A 16,698-nucleotide genomic window follows, 5' to 3' on the forward strand; every position below is an offset into this window, starting at 1 on the left:
ACGCGCCGCGGGCGCTTTCGCACTCAGGGCGTTCCGGACGAATATCTACGACGATCACCTACGACGTTCCCACCGATTGTTGCCGACATAGTCAGGATGTCTCCTGCCCGACCGATCCGTGGGAACACCCCCTTTGTTCGACGAGGATCGTGCGACACGGGCGAGCCGCGATCCCAGGGGGGCTCCGGAGCATGCCGAGACGGGGCCTCGGCCGCCCCGCCTAGTCGGCCAGGGCCGCATCGAGCGTCTCGTGGACGGTGAAGACGGCGTCCGCCCCGGTGATCTCGAAGACCCGGGCCACCACCGGCAGCATCCCCGCCAGGTGGACTCCGCCGCCCGCGGCCTCGGCCTTCAGCCGGGCGCCGAGCAGCACGTTCAGCCCAGTGGAGTCGCAGAACTCCAGTCGCGAGCAGTCCACGACCAGTCGCGAGTGCCCCTTGTCAAGGCAGTCCTCGAGTGGTTCGCGCAACAATTCAGCGGTGTGGTGATCCAACTCACCCGCGGGGGTCACGACGGCGCTTGAGCCCTCTTCTCGCACCTCGACTAGAAGTCGGCCCGACTGTGCGCTGCCGACCGTCTGGCGGTCCATGCCGTCTCTCTCCCGAGCGTCGCGACTGCTGATGTACGCACTCGAACACTACGCCTTCCTCACGATCCCCGACACCCGAACAACCCCCCGAAAATGGACATTTCGTAATGAAACGCACTTGCGGGCGGCGCGCAAAAGCGGATAGGGCTAGTAGCGACACCTATTCGACACGGCCGGCTTCGGAGGCGCCGCACACCGCAGTGCACGCATTGGCATCGGCGGCCATATGCCGAGAACGATGGAGGACACCATGTCACCCCGGCTCGACGCATCGCAGACCCAGACGGCGACGTCGACACCCTCTCTGGAAAGCCCGGAGCGTCTCGACGAAACCGGAACCAGTGGACTCGACGGACTCGACGGACTTCCCGAGATCCCCCCGTACGACGAGGTGGGACCGGTGGACGCACGGGCCCTGTCCAAGACCCTCTTCGAGCGGCTGGAGTCCCTCGAAGAAGGCACCCACGACTACTCGTACGTGCGCAACACGCTGGTCGAGCTCAACCTCGCGCTGGTCAAGTTCGCCGCCTCCCGCTTCCGCTCCCGCAGCGAGCCGATGGAGGACATCATCCAGGTCGGCACGATCGGCCTGATCAAGGCGATCGACCGCTTCGAACTGAGCCGCGGCGTCGAGTTCCCCACCTTCGCGATGCCGACCATCATCGGCGAGATCAAGCGCTTCTTCCGCGACACCTCGTGGTCCGTGCGCGTACCGCGCCGACTGCAAGAACTGCGTCTCAGCCTGGCCAAGGCGGGCGACGAACTCGCCCAGCAGCTCGACCGGGCGCCCACGGTGGGCGAGTTGGCGCAGCGCCTGGGCATCACCAACGACGAGGTCGTCGAGGGCATGGCCGCCTCGAACGCCTACACGGCCAGTTCGCTGGACGCCCAGCCCGAGGAGGACGACTCCGAAGGCGCGCTCGCGGACCGCATCGGCTACGAGGACCACGGCCTCGAGGGCATCGAGTACGTGGAGTCCCTCAAGCCCCTGATCGCCGAACTCCCCTCGCGCGACCGGCAGATCCTCTCGCTGCGCTTCGTCGCCAACATGACGCAGTCCGAGATCGGTGACGAGCTCGGGATCTCGCAGATGCATGTGTCGCGGCTGCTGTCACGGACGCTGGTGCGACTGCGGAAGGCACTGACGGTCGAGGAGTGACGGTCGAGGAGTGACGCTCCCTGCCCCCTCCGGCACCTGCTCTTTTCAGCTGGGAGCGGTCCGGCGCCGACGGCGCCGGACCGCTTTTTTCTTGCGCCTCCTTCCTCCCTCTTTCCTCAAAGGGCAACTCCCGTCACCATGAACACTCCAAACTGGCTGGTACGTCAGGACGGGAGCGAGCGACCGCACGGGTGCGAGGAGGCCGACACATGGCTCAGGACGACGCGGGCGCGTCCGACACGCGGCTCACCGAACTGCTGAGCGCCGACACCCCCAGCGCCTATCCGGCCCTCCAGGAGCTCCGCGGGCGGCACCGCCCGTCCGTCCTCGCCTACGCTCGCCTGTGCACCCGCGGCGAGTCGGCGGCGCGACAGCTCGCGGCGCAGGCGTTCACCCTGGCGGCACAGGAGACGGCGCGCGGCTCGAACCCGAGCGTCCCCTGGCGCCACCGGCTCCTGCTGCTGGCGGGGCAGGTGGCCGCCTCGTGGGCGAGGGACGAACGGGCCGCCGGCCTCGACCCCGGTCTGCTCCTCGTGCTGAGCACGGCGGGCCCCGGCGGGCCCGTGCCGCCCATGCTCGCCCCGTTCCGGTCCCTCCCGTCCCGCGCCCAGGGCCTGCTCTGGTACGGGGTCGTGGAAGAGGAACCCGCCGACCGGGCGGCCGTCCTGCTCGGCCTCACCCGTGAGGACGTGACGTACGGCGCACAGCCCGCGCTGCACGCCCTGGGCCAGGCCTGTCTGAAGTCCCGGCTCGCCGCCTCCGACGACCCGCGCTGCGGGGACTTCCGGCGGCTGATCGAGGAGTCGCTGCGGCCGGACAACCCCCGTTCCAGCCCCGACCTGCACGCCCACATGGCGCACTGCGCGCACTGCACGACGGCCTACGAGGAGCTGTCCGCCCTGCGCGACCATCCGCGCACCGCCCTGGCCGAGGGACTGCTGCCGTGGGCGGGCACGGCGTACGTCACGAGCGAGGCGAGCGAGCCCCGGCCCGGCGTCCCCATCGCCTCGGGGCCCTGGCCGCCGTCCCGCCGTTTCGTCCTGACCTCGGCGGCGGCCCTCGGCGTCGCGCTGGTGCCGCTGCTGTTCGTCGTGCTGTCGTCGGGCGGCTCGCCGTCCCAGAACACGGCGGGCTCGGTCACCGTCTCGTCGAGCGTGCCGCAGGTGACGGTGACGGCGACCGTCTCGGCGACCCCCTCGCCCCCGGCCCCGCCGCCCTCCGCGACCAGCGAGTCCCCTTCCCCTTCCCCTTCCCCGAAGCGGAGCCCCTCCCCGTCGAGATCGGCCAGTGCGACGCCGTCTCCCACGCCCACCCCGGCCTACCCGCCGGGCAGCGACTACGCCCAGGTCGTGAACCTCGCCTCGGGCCTGTGCCTGGACATCCGCGACGGCGATCCGACACAGGGCACGGACGTCGTCACGGCCCCCTGCACCTCGGCCCGCACCCAGCGGTGGCGGGTCGACTCCGGGCGCGGCGTCCTGCAGTCGTACGCCGACTCCGACCTCTGTCTGGACAGCCGCGGCTCCGTCGACAACGGCGTCGGGATCTGGGACTGCGGCTCGGTCGACGGCAGCCACGGCCAGAACCTGAGGTTCACCGTGGACGACGACGGTGTGATCCGCCCGTCCATCGCCGTCGAGACCGCGGTCACGCCGAGCGGCGGGGACGGCCTGTCCCTGCTGCCGCTCGACGGGGGTACGAGTCAGCGGTGGCGGGCGGGGGCGTCCTGATCCCGGCGTCCTGACGCCGGCGCCGTGACTCCGGCCTCGCGGCCTCGGACTCGGGACCCCGGCGTCAGACCTCGCGTGCGCCGCGCCGCCAGACGCCGGTGACCAGCGGTACGCCCGGCCGGTAGGCGAGGTGGACGTGGCTGGGCGCGTCCAGGAGGGCCAGGTCGGCGCGGGCGCCGACGGTGAGGCGGCCGATGTCCGTGCGGCGCAGGGCCGCCGCGCCGCCCGCCGTGGCCGACCAGACCGCCTCGTCCGGGGTCATCCCCATGTCCCGTACCGCCAGCGCGATGCAGAACGGCACGGAGGAGGTGAAGGACGAGCCCGGGTTGCAGTCGGTGGAGAGGGCGACGGTCACGCCCGCGTCCAGGAGGCGGCGGGCGTCCGGCCACTCGGCGCGGGTGGAGAACTCGGCGCCGGGGAGCAGGGTCGCGACCGTCCGGCCGTTCGCCAGGGCCTCGACGTCCGCGTCCGTGAGGTGGGTGCAGTGGTCGGCGCTCGCCGCGTCGAGTTCGACGGCGAGCTGGACGCCGGGGCCGTACGAGAGCTGGTTGGCGTGGACGCGCGGGTGCAGGCCCTTCGCCTTGCCGGCCGTGAGGATCGCGCGGGCCTGGTCGCCGTCGAAGGCGCCCTTCTCGCAGAAGACGTCGACCCAACGGGCGTACGGGGCGCAGGCGTCGAGCATCTCGCCGGTCACCAGGGCCACGTACGCGGCCGGGTCGTCGGCGTAGTCCGGGGAGACGATGTGCGCGCCGAGGTAGGTGACCTCGTCGGTGTGCGCCGCCGCGATGCGCAGCGCCCGGGCCTCGTCCTCGACGGTGAGGCCGTAGCCCGACTTGGTCTCGAAGGTGGTGGTGCCCTGGCGCAGGGCCTCGTGGAGGTAGTGGGTGAGGTTGCGCTCCAGGTCCTCGTCACTGGCGGCGCGGGTGGCGGCGACGGTGGTGCGGATGCCGCCCGCCGTGTAGCCGCGGCCCGACATGCGGGCGTTGAACTCCTGGGTACGGTCGCCCGCGAAGACCAGGTGCGAGTGGGAGTCCACGAAGCCCGGGATCACCGCCCGGCCACCGGCGTCGACCCGGTTGTCAGTGGCGGGTGCTTTTCTTGAGTCACCGGTCCACGCGATGCGGTCGCCTTCGATGACGACGGCCGCGTCCTGGATCAGACCGAGGGGAGATCCGTCGCCGAGGGAGGGATCGTTGGTGACCAGGCTGGCGATGTTGGTGATGACGGTGGTCGTACCGGTGGTGCTGCTCATGGCGTCCTCTTGGGGGCGGAGTTCGGCGGTCGTGACGACAGGGCCCAGGTCGACAGGGCCTAGGCGCGCAGGGCTTCGACTGCCTGCGCGAGGGCCTGCGGCACATCGGGAACAAGGGCGTGCGCTCCGTCGCGTACGACGTGCCGACCGCCCACGACCGTGTGCCGTACGTCGGCCGCCGTCGCCGCGAATACGGCCGTCTCGGCGCCCAGGCGCGGCACCGGCCCCGCTGTTCTGACCGAGTCGAGGGCGATCGTCGTGAAGTCGGCGAGCGCGCCCGCTTCGAGGATGCCCGCGTCCTGCCAGCCGAGGGCCGCGTGGCCGTCGGCGGAGGCGGCGCGCAGCAGGGCGGCCGCCGTCCAGTGACCGCGGGTGCGGGTGCGCAGGCGCTCGTTCAGCTCCATCGCGCGGGCCTCTTCGAGCAGGTCGATGACGGCGTGGCTGTCGGAGCCGAGGGACAGCGGCGAGCCGGCTCGCTGGAGGGCGACGGCGGGGCCGATGCCGTCCGCCAGGTCCCGTTCCGTCGTCGGGCACATGCACGTGCCCGTCCGGGAGTCGCCCAGCAGCGCGATGTCCTCGTCCGTGAGGTGCGTGTTGTGGACGCCGGTCGTGCGGGAGCCGAGCACGCCGTGGTCGGCGAGGAGCCGCGTCGGGGTGCACCCGTGCGCGGCCTGGCAGGCGTCGTTCTCCGCCGTCTGCTCCGACAGATGCACGTGCAGCGGGGCCCGCCGCTCCTCGGCCCAGCGCGCGACCGTCGCCAGCTGCCCGGCGGGCACGGCCCGTACGGAGTGGATGGCCGCTCCGATCCGTGCGTGATCACGTTCCTTGAGAAGTGAAGAGCGTTCCGCCCAGGCCTCCGCGCTGCCGTCGGAGAAGCGGAGCTGGTGGTGGTTGGGCGGCTGCCCGAAGCCGGAGGACACGTAGGCCGTGTCGAGGAGGGTGATCCGGATGCCGGCCTCGCCCGCGGCCGCGATGAGCGCCTCGCCCATCGCGTTCGGGTCGGCGTACGGGGTGCCGCCGGGGGTGTGGTGCACGTAGTGGAACTCGCCGACGGCCGTGACGCCCGCGAGCGCCATCTCCGCGTACACGGCGCGGGCGAGCGCGTGGTACGTGTCGGGGGTCAGCTTGTCCGCGAAGGCGTACATAAACTCGCGCCAGGTCCAGAAGGTGCCGGAGCCGACCTGGACGGTGCCGCGCAGGGCGCGGTGGAAGGCGTGCGAGTGGGCGTTGGCGAGGCCGGGGAGGGTGAGTCCGCGGAGGATCTCGGCGCCGGGGGGCGGGGTGGCGGTGTTCTCGCGGACGGCAGTGATCCGCCCGTCCGTCACGTCCAGGGCCACGTCCGGCTCGACGTGGGTGTCGAGCCAGGCGTGTTCAAGCCAGTACGTCTGCGTCACCTGCAGGCCAGCCCTTCGAGTACGTCGGCGAGTGCGGTCACCCCGGCCACGCAGTCGTCCTCGGCGGCGTACTCGGCCGGGGAGTGCGAGACACCCGTGGGGTTGCGTACGAACAGCATGGCGGTCGGGACGGTCCCGGAGAGGATTCCGGCGTCGTGTCCGGCGCCCGTGCCCAGGACGGGAACCGTGAGTGCCGCGGCCCCTTCCCCGTCCTTGCCCAGGATGCGGGCGAGCTCGTCGCGCAGAGCGTGTTCGAACTCGACGACGGGGGTGAACGACTCGCGGACGACGTCGAGTTCGACGCCCTGGGCCTCCGCGTACTCGCGGGCCGCCTTCTCGACGCCGGTGACGACCGTGTCGAGGGTCGTCTGGTCGGCGGCGCGGGAGTCGAGCCAGCCGCGCACGAGAGAGGGGATGGCGTTCACACCGTTCGGCTCGACGGAGATCTTGCCGAAGGTGGCGACGGCGCCGGCGAGCTGGGCTTCACGGCGGGCGGCGAGCACGGTCTCGGCGTACGACAGCATCGGGTCGCGGCGGTCGACGAGCCGGGTGGTGCCCGCGTGGTTGGCCTCGCCCCGGAAGTCGAAGCGCCAGCGGCCGTGCGGCCAGATGGCGCTGGCGATGCCGACCTGGTCGCCGCTGAGGTCGAGGGCACGGCCCTGCTCGACGTGCAGTTCGACGAAGGCGCCGATGCGGGCGAGGCGCTCGGGGTCGGGACCGATGGTGTCGGGGTCGTATCCGGCGCGCTCCATGGCCTGCGGGAGCGTGATGCCGTCGCCATCGGTCAGCCGGTGCGCCTGTTCGACGGTGAGCTGTCCGGCGGCCAGCCGGGAGCCGACGCAGGCGAGTCCGAAGCGGGCGCCTTCCTCGTCGCCGAAGTTGACGATGGCGAGGGGACGGGTGAACTCGGCCTTCCTGGCGCGCAGTTCGTCCAGGGCGGCGAAGGACGACACCACGCCGAGGGGCCCGTCGAAGGCCCCGCCGTCGGGCACGGAGTCCAGGTGGGACCCGGTGACGACGGCGTCGCCCTCGGCGGGGTCGCCGAGCCAGGCCCACTGGTTGCCGTTGCGGTCCAGCTCGTAGCGCAGCCCGCGGGACTCGGCCTGGGCCCGGAACCAGGCCCGGCAGTCGGTGTCGGCCCCGGTCCAGGCGAAGCGGCGGTAGCCGCCGGAGGCGGAGCTGCGGCCGATCGGCAGCAGCTCCGCCCACATGCTGTGGAAGGTCACGCGGCGCCGCCCTCGTCGCCTTCGCGCATCGGGATGCGCACGCCGCGCTCCTGGGCGACGGACTCGGCGATGTCGTACCCGGCGTCGACGTGCCGGATGACACCCATGCCGGGGTCGTTGGTGAGCACGCGGCGGATCTTCTCACCGGCCAGCTTGGTGCCGTCGGCGACGGACACCTGGCCGGCGTGGATGGAGCGGCCCATGCCGACGCCGCCGCCGTGGTGGATGGAGACCCAGGAGGCGCCGGAGGCGACGTTCACCATGGCGTTCAGCAGCGGCCAGTCGGCGATCGCGTCGGAGCCGTCGAGCATGGCCTCGGTCTCGCGGTACGGGGAGGCGACGGAGCCGCAGTCGAGGTGGTCGCGGCCGATGGCCAGGGGCGCGGCGAGCTCGCCGGACGCCACCATGTCGTTGAAGCGCTCGCCGGCCTTGTCGCGCTCGCCGTAGCCGAGCCAGCAGATCCGGGCGGGCAGGCCCTGGAAGTGGACGCGCTCACCGGCCAGCTTGATCCAGCGGTGCAGGGACTCGTTCTCCGGGAAGAGCTCGAGGATCGCCTTGTCGGTCTTGGCGATGTCGGACGCCTCGCCGGAGAGGGCCGCCCAGCGGAAGGGGCCCTTGCCCTCGGAGAAGAGGGGGCGGATGTAGGCGGGGACGAAGCCGGGGAAGGCGAACGCCCGCTCGTACCCGGCGAGCTGGGCCTCGCCGCGGATCGAGTTGCCGTAGTCGAAGACCTCGGCGCCAGCGTCCATGAAGCCGACCATGGCCTCGACGTGCTTGGCCATGGACTCCCGGGCGCGGGTGGTGAAGCCCGCCGGGTCCTTGGCGGCAGCGTCGGCCATGTCGTCGAAGTCGATGCCTACGGGAAGGTAGGCCAGCGGGTCGTGGGCCGAGGTCTGGTCGGTCACGATGTCGATGGGGGCGCTCTCGGCGAGCATGCGCGGCAGCAGCTCGGCGGCGTTGCCCAGGAGGCCGATGGAGAGCGGCTTGCGCTGGTCGCGGGCCTCGACGGCGAGCTGGAGGGCGTGCTCCAGGGAGTCGGCCTTGACGTCCAGGTAGCGGTGCTCGATGCGGCGCTCGATGGCGCGCGGGTCGACGTCGATACAGATCGCGACGCCGTCGTTCATCGTCACGGCGAGCGGCTGGGCGCCGCCCATGCCGCCCAGGCCCGCGGTCAGGGTGATGGTGCCCGCGAGCGTGCCGTTGAACTTCTTGGCGGCGACGGCGGCGAAGGTCTCGTAGGTGCCCTGGAGGATGCCCTGGGTGCCGATGTAGATCCAGGAGCCGGCGGTCATCTGGCCGTACATGGTGAGGCCGAGGGCCTCCAGACGGCGGAACTCCTCCCAGTTCGCCCAGTCGCCGACCAGGTTGGAGTTGGCGATGAGGACGCGCGGGGCCCACTCGTGGGTCTGCATGACGCCGACGGGGCGGCCGGACTGGACGAGCATCGTCTCGTCCTGCTTGAGGGTCCGCAGCGTGCGGACCATGGCGTCGAAAGAGCGCCAGTCACGGGCGGCCTTGCCGGTGCCGCCGTAGACGACGAGCTTGTCGGGGTGCTCGGCGACCTCGGGGTCGAGGTTGTTCTGCAGCATCCGCAGGGCGGCTTCCTGCTGCCATCCCAGGGCACTCAGTTCCGTACCGCGCGGCGCTCGGACGGGGCGGGGTCCTGACATGGTCTGCCTCCTAGCGGACTGTTGCAGTAGATATTCACATCCTGGCTTCTTGAATAGAGCTAGTCAATAGATGAGTGGGCCAGCGGGGGCGTAGCGCGGATGTTTGGCTGGGATGTATGGGCACAGAAACGGACACGACGGAGGATTCAGTGAGCGATGGGGCGGCAGGGACCGGGGTGTCTTCGACGGGGACGCCTTCGACCGGAATGCCTTCGGCTGCGGCGCCTTCGGGTGGGGCTTCGGCGGGCGGGGCGTCTTCGGGTGAGGCGCCTTCGGCGGGCGGGGGCGAATCCGGCTCCGGTCGCGTGGCGCGGCGCGACGGTGCCGTCCGGGCGGCCGTGGAGCATGGACTGCTGGGGCCCGAGGCCCCCATCATCGCCCTCCTCGACGTTCCCGGCATCAAGGCCTCGGCGGCGGAGCTGCGGGCCGCCTTCGACGCGGTGACGGCGCCGGGCACGCCCGTGCTGCACGCCTTCGCGGTGAAGGCGACCCCGCTGGTGCCCGTACTGCGGCTGCTGCACGAGCACGGCATCGGCGCGGAGGTCGCGAGCCCCGGCGAGCTCGCCCTCGCACGGGCGGCCGGGGTGCCGCCCGCCGAGACCGTGCTCGACTCACCCGCCAAGACGATCGCCGAGCTGCGCGAGGCGCTGGCGCTGGGCATCGCCGTCAACGCGGACAATCCGCAGGAGCTGGACCGCATCGACGGCCTGGTCGGGAACCTGCCCGGCGGACCGAACGGCGGCCCCGCGGGATCCCCGCACCCCCGCTCCCCCCTCGGAATCCGGGTGAACCCGCAGGTCGGCGGGGGCTCCATCGAGGCGTTGTCCACGGCGACGGCGACCTCGAAGTTCGGGGTCGCGCTGCGCGACGAGGGTGCCCGGGAGTGGATCGTCCAGGCGTACGCCGACCGGCCGTGGCTGACTCGGCTGCACGCGCACACCGGATCGCAGGGCATCCCGCTCTCGCTGATGGCACGGGGGATCGCGGAGACGTACGCGCTCGCCGAGGAGATCAACCGGCGTGTCGGGCGGCGGCAGATCGACACGCTCGACATCGGCGGCGGGCTGCCGGTCAACTTCGGCTCCGACGTCACGACCCCGACGTACGCGCAGTACGCGCGGCTGCTCGCCGAGGCGGTGCCGGGGCTCTTCGACGGGCGGTACGGGCTGGTCACCGAGTTCGGGCGGTCGCTGCTGGCCAAGCACGGGACCGTGGTCGCGCGGGTCGAGTACGCGAAGTCCGCCGGGGGCCGGCCGGTCGCGGTGACGCACGCCGGGGTGCAGATCGCGACCCGCACGGTGTACGCGCCCGGGTCCTGGCCGCTGCGGATCGCCGGGTACGACGCGTCGGGGCGCCCCAAGGCGGGACCGGACGTCGTCCAGGACATCGCGGGGCCCGCCTGTTTCGCGGGCGACCTGCTGGCCGAGGGGCGCGCGCTCCCGCTGCTCGAACAGGGCGACTACGCGGCGGCGTTGGACACGGGCGCGTACTACTTCGCCCACCATTACGCGTACAACTCCCTGGCCCGGCCGGGCGTTTACGGCTTCGCGTCGGTCGAGGGCGGGGACGGGAACGGCGGCAGGAGTACGGACGTGCGGTTCGCGGTCGTACGGGAGCCGCAGCGCGTCGAGGAGATCGTCGCGGAGTCGGGCGGCGCGCGGCCGACGGCACTCACGGCGCTGTAGCCCCCGGCACCCGGCACCCGGCGTCCAGCCCCCCGGCACCCGGCGCCCCGAAATAGAACACGGCGTGCGTGGCCTCGCCGCGCACCCCGGTGGACGTGCGGGCGCCCCCCGGCGCGCCATCGCAACGCCCTCACCAGCATCCGAACAGCGCCAAGAGGACTGAAAATATGGTCAGTTGACCCACCTTAGTCACCGCGCGCATGTTCCACAGGAAAATGCCAGATCCCTCACCCGTCGCGCACACGTTGCGTAACTTCGGCGTCACTCGGCCGAACCCTTTGGCGGGAGGGGATACGTGGTGCCCGGAATCGACGAGTGCCTACTGGAAGCCATGCGACTGCCCGGTGCCCGGGGCGCCGCGGTGGTCGACTGGACCAGCGGGCTGGCCCTGGGCACGGTCGGGGACGCCCCGGGCGGTGACCACGAGACGACCGCGGCGGAGGCGGCCGAGCTCGCCCGGCTCGCCGCGGAGCACAAGGCGTTCGCCCCGTCCGACGGGTCCGACTGGTCCGAGCAGGAGACCCCGGTCGAGGACCTGATCGTCAGTAACCGTGACAGCTACCACCTGCTGCGGTTCGTCAGGACCACGTTCGACAGCAGCGTGTTCCTGCATCTGTGGCTGGACCGCGCGGACGGCAATCTCGCGCTGGCCCGGATCCGGCTCGGTGAGATGGCCGGACGGCTGGTGCTGGGATGACGACAGTCAGAACACCGCCCGCGCCCGGACTCGCCGTGCGCAAGGACAGCGGCCAAGACCACGACAAGGACCACGACAGCGACAACGACAGGGCGGCGGCCCCCGTCGGCCTCTCGCCCATGCTCAGCCGACTCGCCGCCGAGCGGGCCACCGGCGTGCTGGTGCGCGAGCGCGGGGTGCTCTACCTCTGTGACGGCGAGGTCGTGCACGCCGAGAGCCCCGCCACCCCCTCGCTCGACGTGCTGCTCACCGCGCGCGGAGTGCTGGCGGCCGAGTCCTGGCGGGAGGCGGTCGCCGAGGCCGGGGCGCGGCGGCGGGTCGGGCGGTTCCTGGTCGAGCGCGGCCGGATCGCCGAGGGCGCGCTGGAACTGTGCCATCTCGGGGCCCTGTACGACGCGGCGTACTTCGCGCTGGGGCCGAGCAGCACTCCGGCCCGGTTCCGGTACGGCGCCGCGCACTGGCTCGGCCCCGTGCGTCCCGTGCCCGTGGCCGCGCTGGAGCGGGAGACGCTGCGCCGCCGCCAACTGCTGCACCGGGTCTGGCCCGAACCGGCGACGGACACCGCCCCGTTGGCGCGCGCCTCGCGCGCCGCCGAGCCGTCGGTCCCCCTGCGCCAGTGGGCCGTGCTCGGCCGGGTGGACGGTCTGCGGACGGCGTCGGACATCTCGCTCGCCCTGGGGCGGCCCGCGTTCCACACCCTCGTCGACGTCCGCCGGCTGGCCGCGGCCGGGTTCGTCACGGCGGCGAACGCGCCGGAGCGTGCGCCGTTGCCCAAGGTGCTCACCCAGTCTTCCGCCGATCCCGACGTCGCGTTGTTGCGCCGGCTCCGAGATGCGCTGGAGGCCCTGTGATCCGCGCGCTGCGACAGCGTGCCGAGAGGAGACTGCTGATGGCGGCGGAACCCGAAGTCCTCGACGAGCTGCACCGGTTGAGGGCCCGTGTGCCCCAGCTGACCGGTGCGCTGGCGGCCAGCGTCGACGGACTCGTACTCGCTCATGACACGCCCGGAGTGGAGCCCGAGGGCGTGGCCGCGCTCACCGCGGCCGCGCTGGGGGTGGCCGTGCGGATGGCGGACGCCACCGGGCAGGGCGAATTCCGCGAACTGCTGGTGCGCGGCGTCGACGGCTATGTGGCGACGTACGCGGCGGGCGGCTCCGCCGTGCTGACGCTGCTGGCCCAGGACCGGGTCAACGTAGGCCGGCTGCATCTGGAGGGGCGCCGTTCCGGTACCCGGATCGGCGAACTCGTGGAGGCCGCGACGGCGCGCGGCGAACCGGTCGCCCCGGCGCGGGCTCCCACGCGGCCCGCCTCCATGCCGACGCGCACCCGTACGGCGCGCGGGACGCCCCGCACGCCCCCGACCCCCACCCCCAACGCCCCCACCGCATCGGAAAGCTGACCGAAGAGTCGGCCCGAGAGTCGGACCGAAAAGTCGGGCCGACAAGCCGAAAGGAAGAACCACACCATGACGAACACCGAAACCGCGCTGAAGGAAGCACTGGCCTCCATCGAGGGCGCGACCGGAGCCGCCCTCGTCGACTACACCAGCGGAATGGCGCTGGGCACGATCGGCGGCAGCAAGGGCTTCGACCTCACCGTGGCGGCGGCGGGCAACACCGACGTCGTCCGCGCCAAGATCCGCACCATGGAGCACCTCGGGCTCAAGGGCGAGATCGAGGACATCCTGATCACGCTGTCCGACCAGTACCACCTGATCCGGCTGATCAAGGGGCGCGGCGGCAACGGGCTCTTCCTGTACCTGGTGCTCGACGCCAAGCGGTCCAACCTGGCGATGGCCCGGCACCAGCTGAAGCGGATCGAGGCGGACCTCGAGGTGTAGCGACCCCCAGTCGCCGCCTCGGGTCAGCCGCCTCGGGTCAGCCGCCTCGGGTCAGCGGCGTCGCGCTCCGCCGGGCGCGGCGTCGCCGGCCGCCACTCCGGTGGCCCGGCAGGCCTTGACCGGCTTTCCGGCGGGAGCCCCGGCACGTCGGCCGAGCCAGTCGACGCGCACCCAGATCAGCGCCTCCTCGGCGCGTTCCCGGCGCCCGAGCCAGCCGGCCTTGAGCCACAGCCCGACGCCCGCACCGGCGAGCAGCATGCCGCCCGCGGCGGGCACCGCGAAGGAGCTGCCGAGCGCGGCCACGAAGGCGAGCAGCAGCCACCAGCGATGACCTCGGCGCCAGTTGCGTACCGTCACGGCCCGGTCCTGGAGCACGTCCTGCTTGCTCGCACGTGCGGCCGAGCGGACGAGTGCGGCGTACCGCTTCCTGCGGGTGTACGCCACCACGACGGCCGCGAGGATGAACAACGCGGCCCCGGCCAGGACCCCGATCCGGCGTCCGGTCAGCCCCGGCAACAGCACTCCGATACCGGCCGCGAACACCCCGAACCACCACAGTGGTGCCGCCCCGGCCCTCACCACGACGGCCACCCGAGCCAGGCCCTGCCCTCCGCGCGCCACGTTCTCCGCCTCCCGTGCCTTACGTCTTCAGCGTCTTTGGGCGCGCACGCTAACGAGCGAACGTGAGACGAGTCTGAGAAGCCGGGCCACTCCACCGAACCGTGACTACTCCACGAACAGGCCCCTGGCCGCCGCCCGCGCGTCGAACTCCTCCAGTCGCGTCTGGGCGTCCGGGATGTCGTCGCACATCGCCTCCAGCAGGACGCGCCCGAGGAGCATCGGGGAGCAGGCCGTGTCGAAGGCGAGCCCGGTGCCGACGGCGGCGGGCAGGAGGAGGTCCGAGACCTTGGCGACGGGCGCGAACGCGGAGTCCGCGACCGTCACCACCGTCAGCCCGGCCCCCTTGGCGTAGGCGAGCGAGTCCACGACCTCGCGCGGGTGGCGGGGCAGCGCGAAGCAGAGCAGGGAGGTGGCTCCGGCGTGGACGGCCGCGTCGATGCGGTCGTGCAGCATGGTGCCGCCCTCGTGCAGCAGCCGTACGTCCGGGTGGACCTTGGCGGCGAAGTACGCGAAGCCGTACGCCTGGGAGGCGGCGGCGCGCAGCCCGAGTACCGGGAGCGGACGGGAGGCGGCGAGCAGCCGTCCCGCGCGCTGCACCGGGCGGGGGTCGGCGAGCACCTCGGCGAGGTGCTTCAGGTTCTCGATCTCGGCCTCGACGGCCTGCTGGTACTCGTTGTACGAACCCGGGGCCGCCGCCTGTTCGGTGGGCGCGACCTCGCGCAGGTGCTTGCGCAGCGCCGGGTAGCCGTCGAAGCCGAGCGCGACCGCGAAGCGGGTGACGGAGGGCTGGCTGACCCCGGCGAGTTCGGCGAGTTCGACGCTGGAGAGGAACGGCACGTCGGCGGCGCTGCGCACCATGCTGTGCGCGATGCGCCGTTGGGTGGGCGTCAGCCGGTGCCCCTCGAAGAGCGCCTGCAGGCGCCCGGCGGGACTGTCCAGCACGCTCTCGTCGGCTTTCACGCCGGCGTTCACGTCGGCCTTCGCGCCGGCGTTCACGTCGGCCTTCACGCCGGCTTTCGCCTCCGCGCTCACGTCCATGCTCCTGTCCACGCTCATGACTCGCTCCCCCTCCAGATGTCCGTGAACCGGTCGAGCAGCGCGGCCGCCGCCGTCACGTCGTCCGTCAGCGGCCGGTCGGTCTGGTCCAGGCCGAGCACGGACTCGGCCAGTTCCATCGCCCGTCCGACCGGCAGCGCCGGGTCGGGCCGCAGGTCGCGCTGGCGCAGCGCCCGTACGGCGGAGACCAGTTCGCAGCCCACGACGAGACGGTAGGCACCGCACGCCCGCAGTGTCTGCCGTGCGGCGAGCGAGGCGAAGCTCGCCTGTTCCTCGACGCCCCGGGAGAGTACAGCGTGGCCGAGCGAGGCGGGCGCGGAGAAGGCGCGCAGGTCGCCGAGGGCGGCTGCGGCGGCGTACTCCAGGATCATCACGCCGGAGGACGCGGGCTCGTGGTCGGCGAGGAAGGGGCGCAGGCGGGTGTAGGCGGGTTCGTTGAGGGTGGAGAGCCGGGAGGTCGACAGCCGCGCCACCTGTGTGACGGCGAGCCTGAAGTGGTCGAGGGCGAGGGCGAGTTGGGCCTGGTAGAAGCCGCCGTGGTGATACGCGGCCATGTCCTCGGGCGAGATGAGGGGGTTCTCGGCGGCGGCGTTGATCTCGACGACCAGGACCCCTTCGAGGGCGTCCGCGGCGTCCTGCGCGGGCCCATGGATCTGCGGGACGCAGCGGAAGCCGTACGGGTCCTGGATCCGCCCGAGCGGCGGGGTGGGCCGGTCCGCCGCTCCGATCAACTCCCGCATTCGGCGCGACACTTCGGCCGAGCCCTTGTGCGGGCGCGCGGCGTGCACGGGCGCCGCGTACGCCTCGTGCGATCCGTCGACGGCCAGCAGTGACAGCGCGGCGACGACCTGTGTGGCCTCGATCAGCCCCCGCAGCTCGTCCAGGGCGAGCGCGGACTGTCCGAGGGTGAGGGCGTTGCTGCTGATGAGGGCGAGAGCGTCGTTGTTGTCGAGGGGCTGGGGTTCGGGGGGCAGGCCCTGCCCGAGGGACGACACCTCCTCCCCGAAGGACGTCACCCTCTCCCCGAGACCGAGAGACGGCAGCCCCTGGGCGAACGGATCGTGGCCCTGGCCCTGGCCCTGGGCCGGCACTCCCTGCCCCGCGAGCCGCTCCCCCTGACCCTGGGACCGCGGCCCGGACGATACGGGCGGCCCGGACGGTACGGCCGACACGGCCGGCGTCCGTGAGGCATCCGGCCCCCGCCAGGGATGCTCCCCCACCAGCGCCAGCCCCACCTGGGCCAGCGCCGCGATGTCTCCCGTACCCACCGACCCGAACTCGTTCACGACCGGATACGCGCCGGTCTCCAGGGCCTCGCACAGCGCCGTGACGACGGTGGGCCGCAGGCCCGCTCCGCCCGCCAGGAGCTGGTTGGCGCGGACGGCGAGCATGGCCCGTACCTGGCGGGCGGGGAGCTCCTCGCCGATGGCACCGGCGTGGCTGCGCAGCAGGCGCAGACCGTGCTCTGCGGCGGCCTCGGTCGGCACGTCCTCGTTCCGGTTGGCGCCGACGCCGGTGGAGCGCCCGTAGACACGACCGGTGGCGGCGATCTGCCGGGCGGCGTCCCAGGACTGCTCGACGCGCTTCATCGCCTCGGTGCCGGGAACGGGCCGCGCGGCCCCGTCGGCGAGCCGCACGATGTCGGCGACACCGGTGCTGCACCCGTCGAGCACCACGAGACCGGCGGTGAGACCGGCCACCACCGCACTCGGCGTGTCCGCATTTCGAGACGACATAGAGCCCAAACTCCCCTCAATCCCGACATTGGATCTTGCCTGG

General features: G+C 72.5%; 15 protein-coding genes. 7 read left to right on the top strand and 8 right to left on the bottom strand.

Features of this window, described 5'->3' with window-relative positions:
- Nucleotides 1-220 precede the first annotated feature (220 nt).
- Nucleotides 221-589, bottom strand: coding sequence for an STAS domain-containing protein (locus ACIQTP_RS39590; RefSeq protein ID WP_351434467.1), 369 nt, complete (start codon nucleotides 587-589; stop codon nucleotides 221-223).
- Nucleotides 590-827: 238 nt separating this feature from the next.
- On the opposite strand from ACIQTP_RS39590, the gene ACIQTP_RS39595 reads away from it, so the two are divergent.
- Together ACIQTP_RS39595 and ACIQTP_RS39600 are read left to right on the top strand one after the other, a co-directional pair.
- Nucleotides 828-1,748, top strand: coding sequence for an RNA polymerase sigma factor SigF (locus ACIQTP_RS39595; RefSeq protein WP_402042656.1), 921 nt, complete (start codon nucleotides 828-830; stop codon nucleotides 1,746-1,748).
- Between the two features lie 209 nt (nucleotides 1,749-1,957).
- Nucleotides 1,958-3,478, top strand: coding sequence for an RICIN domain-containing protein (locus ACIQTP_RS39600; protein WP_403409083.1), 1,521 nt, complete (start codon nucleotides 1,958-1,960; stop codon nucleotides 3,476-3,478).
- Nucleotides 3,479-3,542: 64 nt separating this feature from the next.
- Here the strand turns inward: ACIQTP_RS39600 and hutI are convergent, their stop codons facing one another.
- From hutI to hutU, 4 genes are read right to left on the bottom strand one after another with little or no spacing between them, the layout of a single operon-like run.
- Entirely contained in the window at nucleotides 3,543-4,730 is a 1,188-nt protein-coding gene (gene hutI, locus ACIQTP_RS39605) for an imidazolonepropionase (protein WP_402042650.1), read from the bottom strand.
- A gap of 59 nt (nucleotides 4,731-4,789) precedes the next feature.
- Nucleotides 4,790-6,130 carry a formimidoylglutamate deiminase gene (locus ACIQTP_RS39610; RefSeq protein ID WP_403409250.1) on the bottom strand — a complete coding sequence of 447 codons (1,341 nt, stop codon included), beginning with the start codon at nucleotides 6,128-6,130 and terminating at the stop codon, nucleotides 4,790-4,792.
- Nucleotides 6,121-7,350 (bottom strand): allantoate amidohydrolase, encoded by a 1,230-nt coding sequence (locus ACIQTP_RS39615; protein WP_403409086.1) that lies wholly within the window; start codon nucleotides 7,348-7,350, stop codon nucleotides 6,121-6,123. The genes ACIQTP_RS39610 and ACIQTP_RS39615 overlap by 10 nt, the downstream gene beginning before the upstream one ends.
- Nucleotides 7,347-9,020, bottom strand: a complete 1,674-nt coding sequence (gene hutU / locus ACIQTP_RS39620; RefSeq protein ID WP_403409088.1) for a urocanate hydratase — start codon at nucleotides 9,018-9,020, stop codon at nucleotides 7,347-7,349. Before hutU ends, ACIQTP_RS39615 begins: the two co-directional genes overlap by 4 nt.
- A 206-nt stretch (nucleotides 9,021-9,226) precedes the next feature.
- Here hutU and ACIQTP_RS39625 point away from each other — a divergent pair, with 206 nt between their 5' ends.
- The 5 genes from ACIQTP_RS39625 to ACIQTP_RS39645 all read left to right on the top strand — a co-directional run bounded on the left by ACIQTP_RS39625 (nucleotide 9,227) and on the right by ACIQTP_RS39645 (nucleotide 13,242).
- Nucleotides 9,227-10,705 carry a diaminopimelate decarboxylase gene (locus tag ACIQTP_RS39625; RefSeq protein ID WP_403409090.1) on the top strand — a complete coding sequence of 493 codons (1,479 nt, stop codon included), beginning with the start codon at nucleotides 9,227-9,229 and terminating at the stop codon, nucleotides 10,703-10,705.
- A 298-nt stretch (nucleotides 10,706-11,003) separates the two neighbouring features.
- Complete coding sequence (locus ACIQTP_RS39630; RefSeq protein WP_054236907.1) at nucleotides 11,004-11,402, top strand: hypothetical protein; 399 nt, start codon at nucleotides 11,004-11,006, stop codon at nucleotides 11,400-11,402.
- Between the two features lie 119 nt (nucleotides 11,403-11,521).
- Nucleotides 11,522-12,253 carry a transcriptional regulator gene (locus ACIQTP_RS39635; protein ID WP_403409253.1) on the top strand — a complete coding sequence of 244 codons (732 nt, stop codon included), beginning with the start codon at nucleotides 11,522-11,524 and terminating at the stop codon, nucleotides 12,251-12,253.
- Nucleotides 12,254-12,291: 38 nt separating this feature from the next.
- Complete coding sequence (locus ACIQTP_RS39640) at nucleotides 12,292-12,801, top strand: roadblock/LC7 domain-containing protein (protein WP_403409092.1); 510 nt, start codon at nucleotides 12,292-12,294, stop codon at nucleotides 12,799-12,801.
- Between the two features lie 66 nt (nucleotides 12,802-12,867).
- Nucleotides 12,868-13,242: a hypothetical protein gene (locus ACIQTP_RS39645; protein WP_054231414.1), complete on the top strand. Its 375-nt coding sequence runs from the start codon at nucleotides 12,868-12,870 to the stop codon at nucleotides 13,240-13,242.
- Between the two features lie 51 nt (nucleotides 13,243-13,293).
- On the opposite strand, the gene ACIQTP_RS39650 is transcribed toward ACIQTP_RS39645, so the two are convergent.
- The 3 genes from ACIQTP_RS39650 to ACIQTP_RS39660 form a co-directional block, all read right to left on the bottom strand.
- On the bottom strand, nucleotides 13,294-13,863 hold the full coding sequence (locus ACIQTP_RS39650; RefSeq protein WP_403409094.1) for a hypothetical protein: 570 nt from the start codon (nucleotides 13,861-13,863) through the stop codon (nucleotides 13,294-13,296).
- Nucleotides 13,864-13,968: 105 nt separating this feature from the next.
- Nucleotides 13,969-14,919: a MurR/RpiR family transcriptional regulator gene (locus tag ACIQTP_RS39655; protein WP_403409096.1), complete on the bottom strand. Its 951-nt coding sequence runs from the start codon at nucleotides 14,917-14,919 to the stop codon at nucleotides 13,969-13,971.
- Nucleotides 14,916-16,655 carry an aromatic amino acid ammonia-lyase gene (locus ACIQTP_RS39660; RefSeq protein ID WP_403409098.1) on the bottom strand — a complete coding sequence of 580 codons (1,740 nt, stop codon included), beginning with the start codon at nucleotides 16,653-16,655 and terminating at the stop codon, nucleotides 14,916-14,918. The genes ACIQTP_RS39655 and ACIQTP_RS39660 overlap by 4 nt, the downstream gene beginning before the upstream one ends.
- Nucleotides 16,656-16,698: the final 43 nt, after the last annotated feature.

It is taken from the genome of Streptomyces sp. NPDC090798 (genome assembly GCF_044768965.1).
In the GTDB taxonomy this organism is placed as follows: Bacteria; Actinomycetota; Actinomycetes; order Streptomycetales; family Streptomycetaceae; genus Streptomyces.

Excerpts from the sequence above, each read along its gene's own strand:
- ACIQTP_RS39590 (WP_351434467.1), bottom strand. The coding sequence starts at position 589 with ATGGACCGCCAGACGGTCGGCAGCGCACAGTCGGGCCGACTTCTAGTC.
- ACIQTP_RS39595 (WP_402042656.1), top strand. The coding sequence starts at position 828 with ATGGAGGACACCATGTCACCCCGGCTCGACGCATCGCAGACCCAGACG.
- hutI (WP_402042650.1), bottom strand. The coding sequence starts at position 4,730 with ATGAGCAGCACCACCGGTACGACCACCGTCATCACCAACATCGCCAGC.
- ACIQTP_RS39660 (WP_403409098.1), bottom strand. The coding sequence starts at position 16,655 with ATGTCGTCTCGAAATGCGGACACGCCGAGTGCGGTGGTGGCCGGTCTC.
- ACIQTP_RS39635 (WP_403409253.1), top strand. The coding sequence starts at position 11,522 with ATGCTCAGCCGACTCGCCGCCGAGCGGGCCACCGGCGTGCTGGTGCGC.
- ACIQTP_RS39625 (WP_403409090.1), top strand. The coding sequence starts at position 9,227 with ATGCCTTCGGCTGCGGCGCCTTCGGGTGGGGCTTCGGCGGGCGGGGCG.
- ACIQTP_RS39645 (WP_054231414.1), top strand. The coding sequence starts at position 12,868 with ATGACGAACACCGAAACCGCGCTGAAGGAAGCACTGGCCTCCATCGAG.
- hutU (WP_403409088.1), bottom strand. The coding sequence starts at position 9,020 with ATGTCAGGACCCCGCCCCGTCCGAGCGCCGCGCGGTACGGAACTGAGT.
- ACIQTP_RS39640 (WP_403409092.1), top strand. The coding sequence starts at position 12,292 with ATGGCGGCGGAACCCGAAGTCCTCGACGAGCTGCACCGGTTGAGGGCC.
- ACIQTP_RS39600 (WP_403409083.1), top strand. The coding sequence starts at position 1,958 with ATGGCTCAGGACGACGCGGGCGCGTCCGACACGCGGCTCACCGAACTG.
- ACIQTP_RS39655 (WP_403409096.1), bottom strand. The coding sequence starts at position 14,919 with ATGAGCGTGGACAGGAGCATGGACGTGAGCGCGGAGGCGAAAGCCGGC.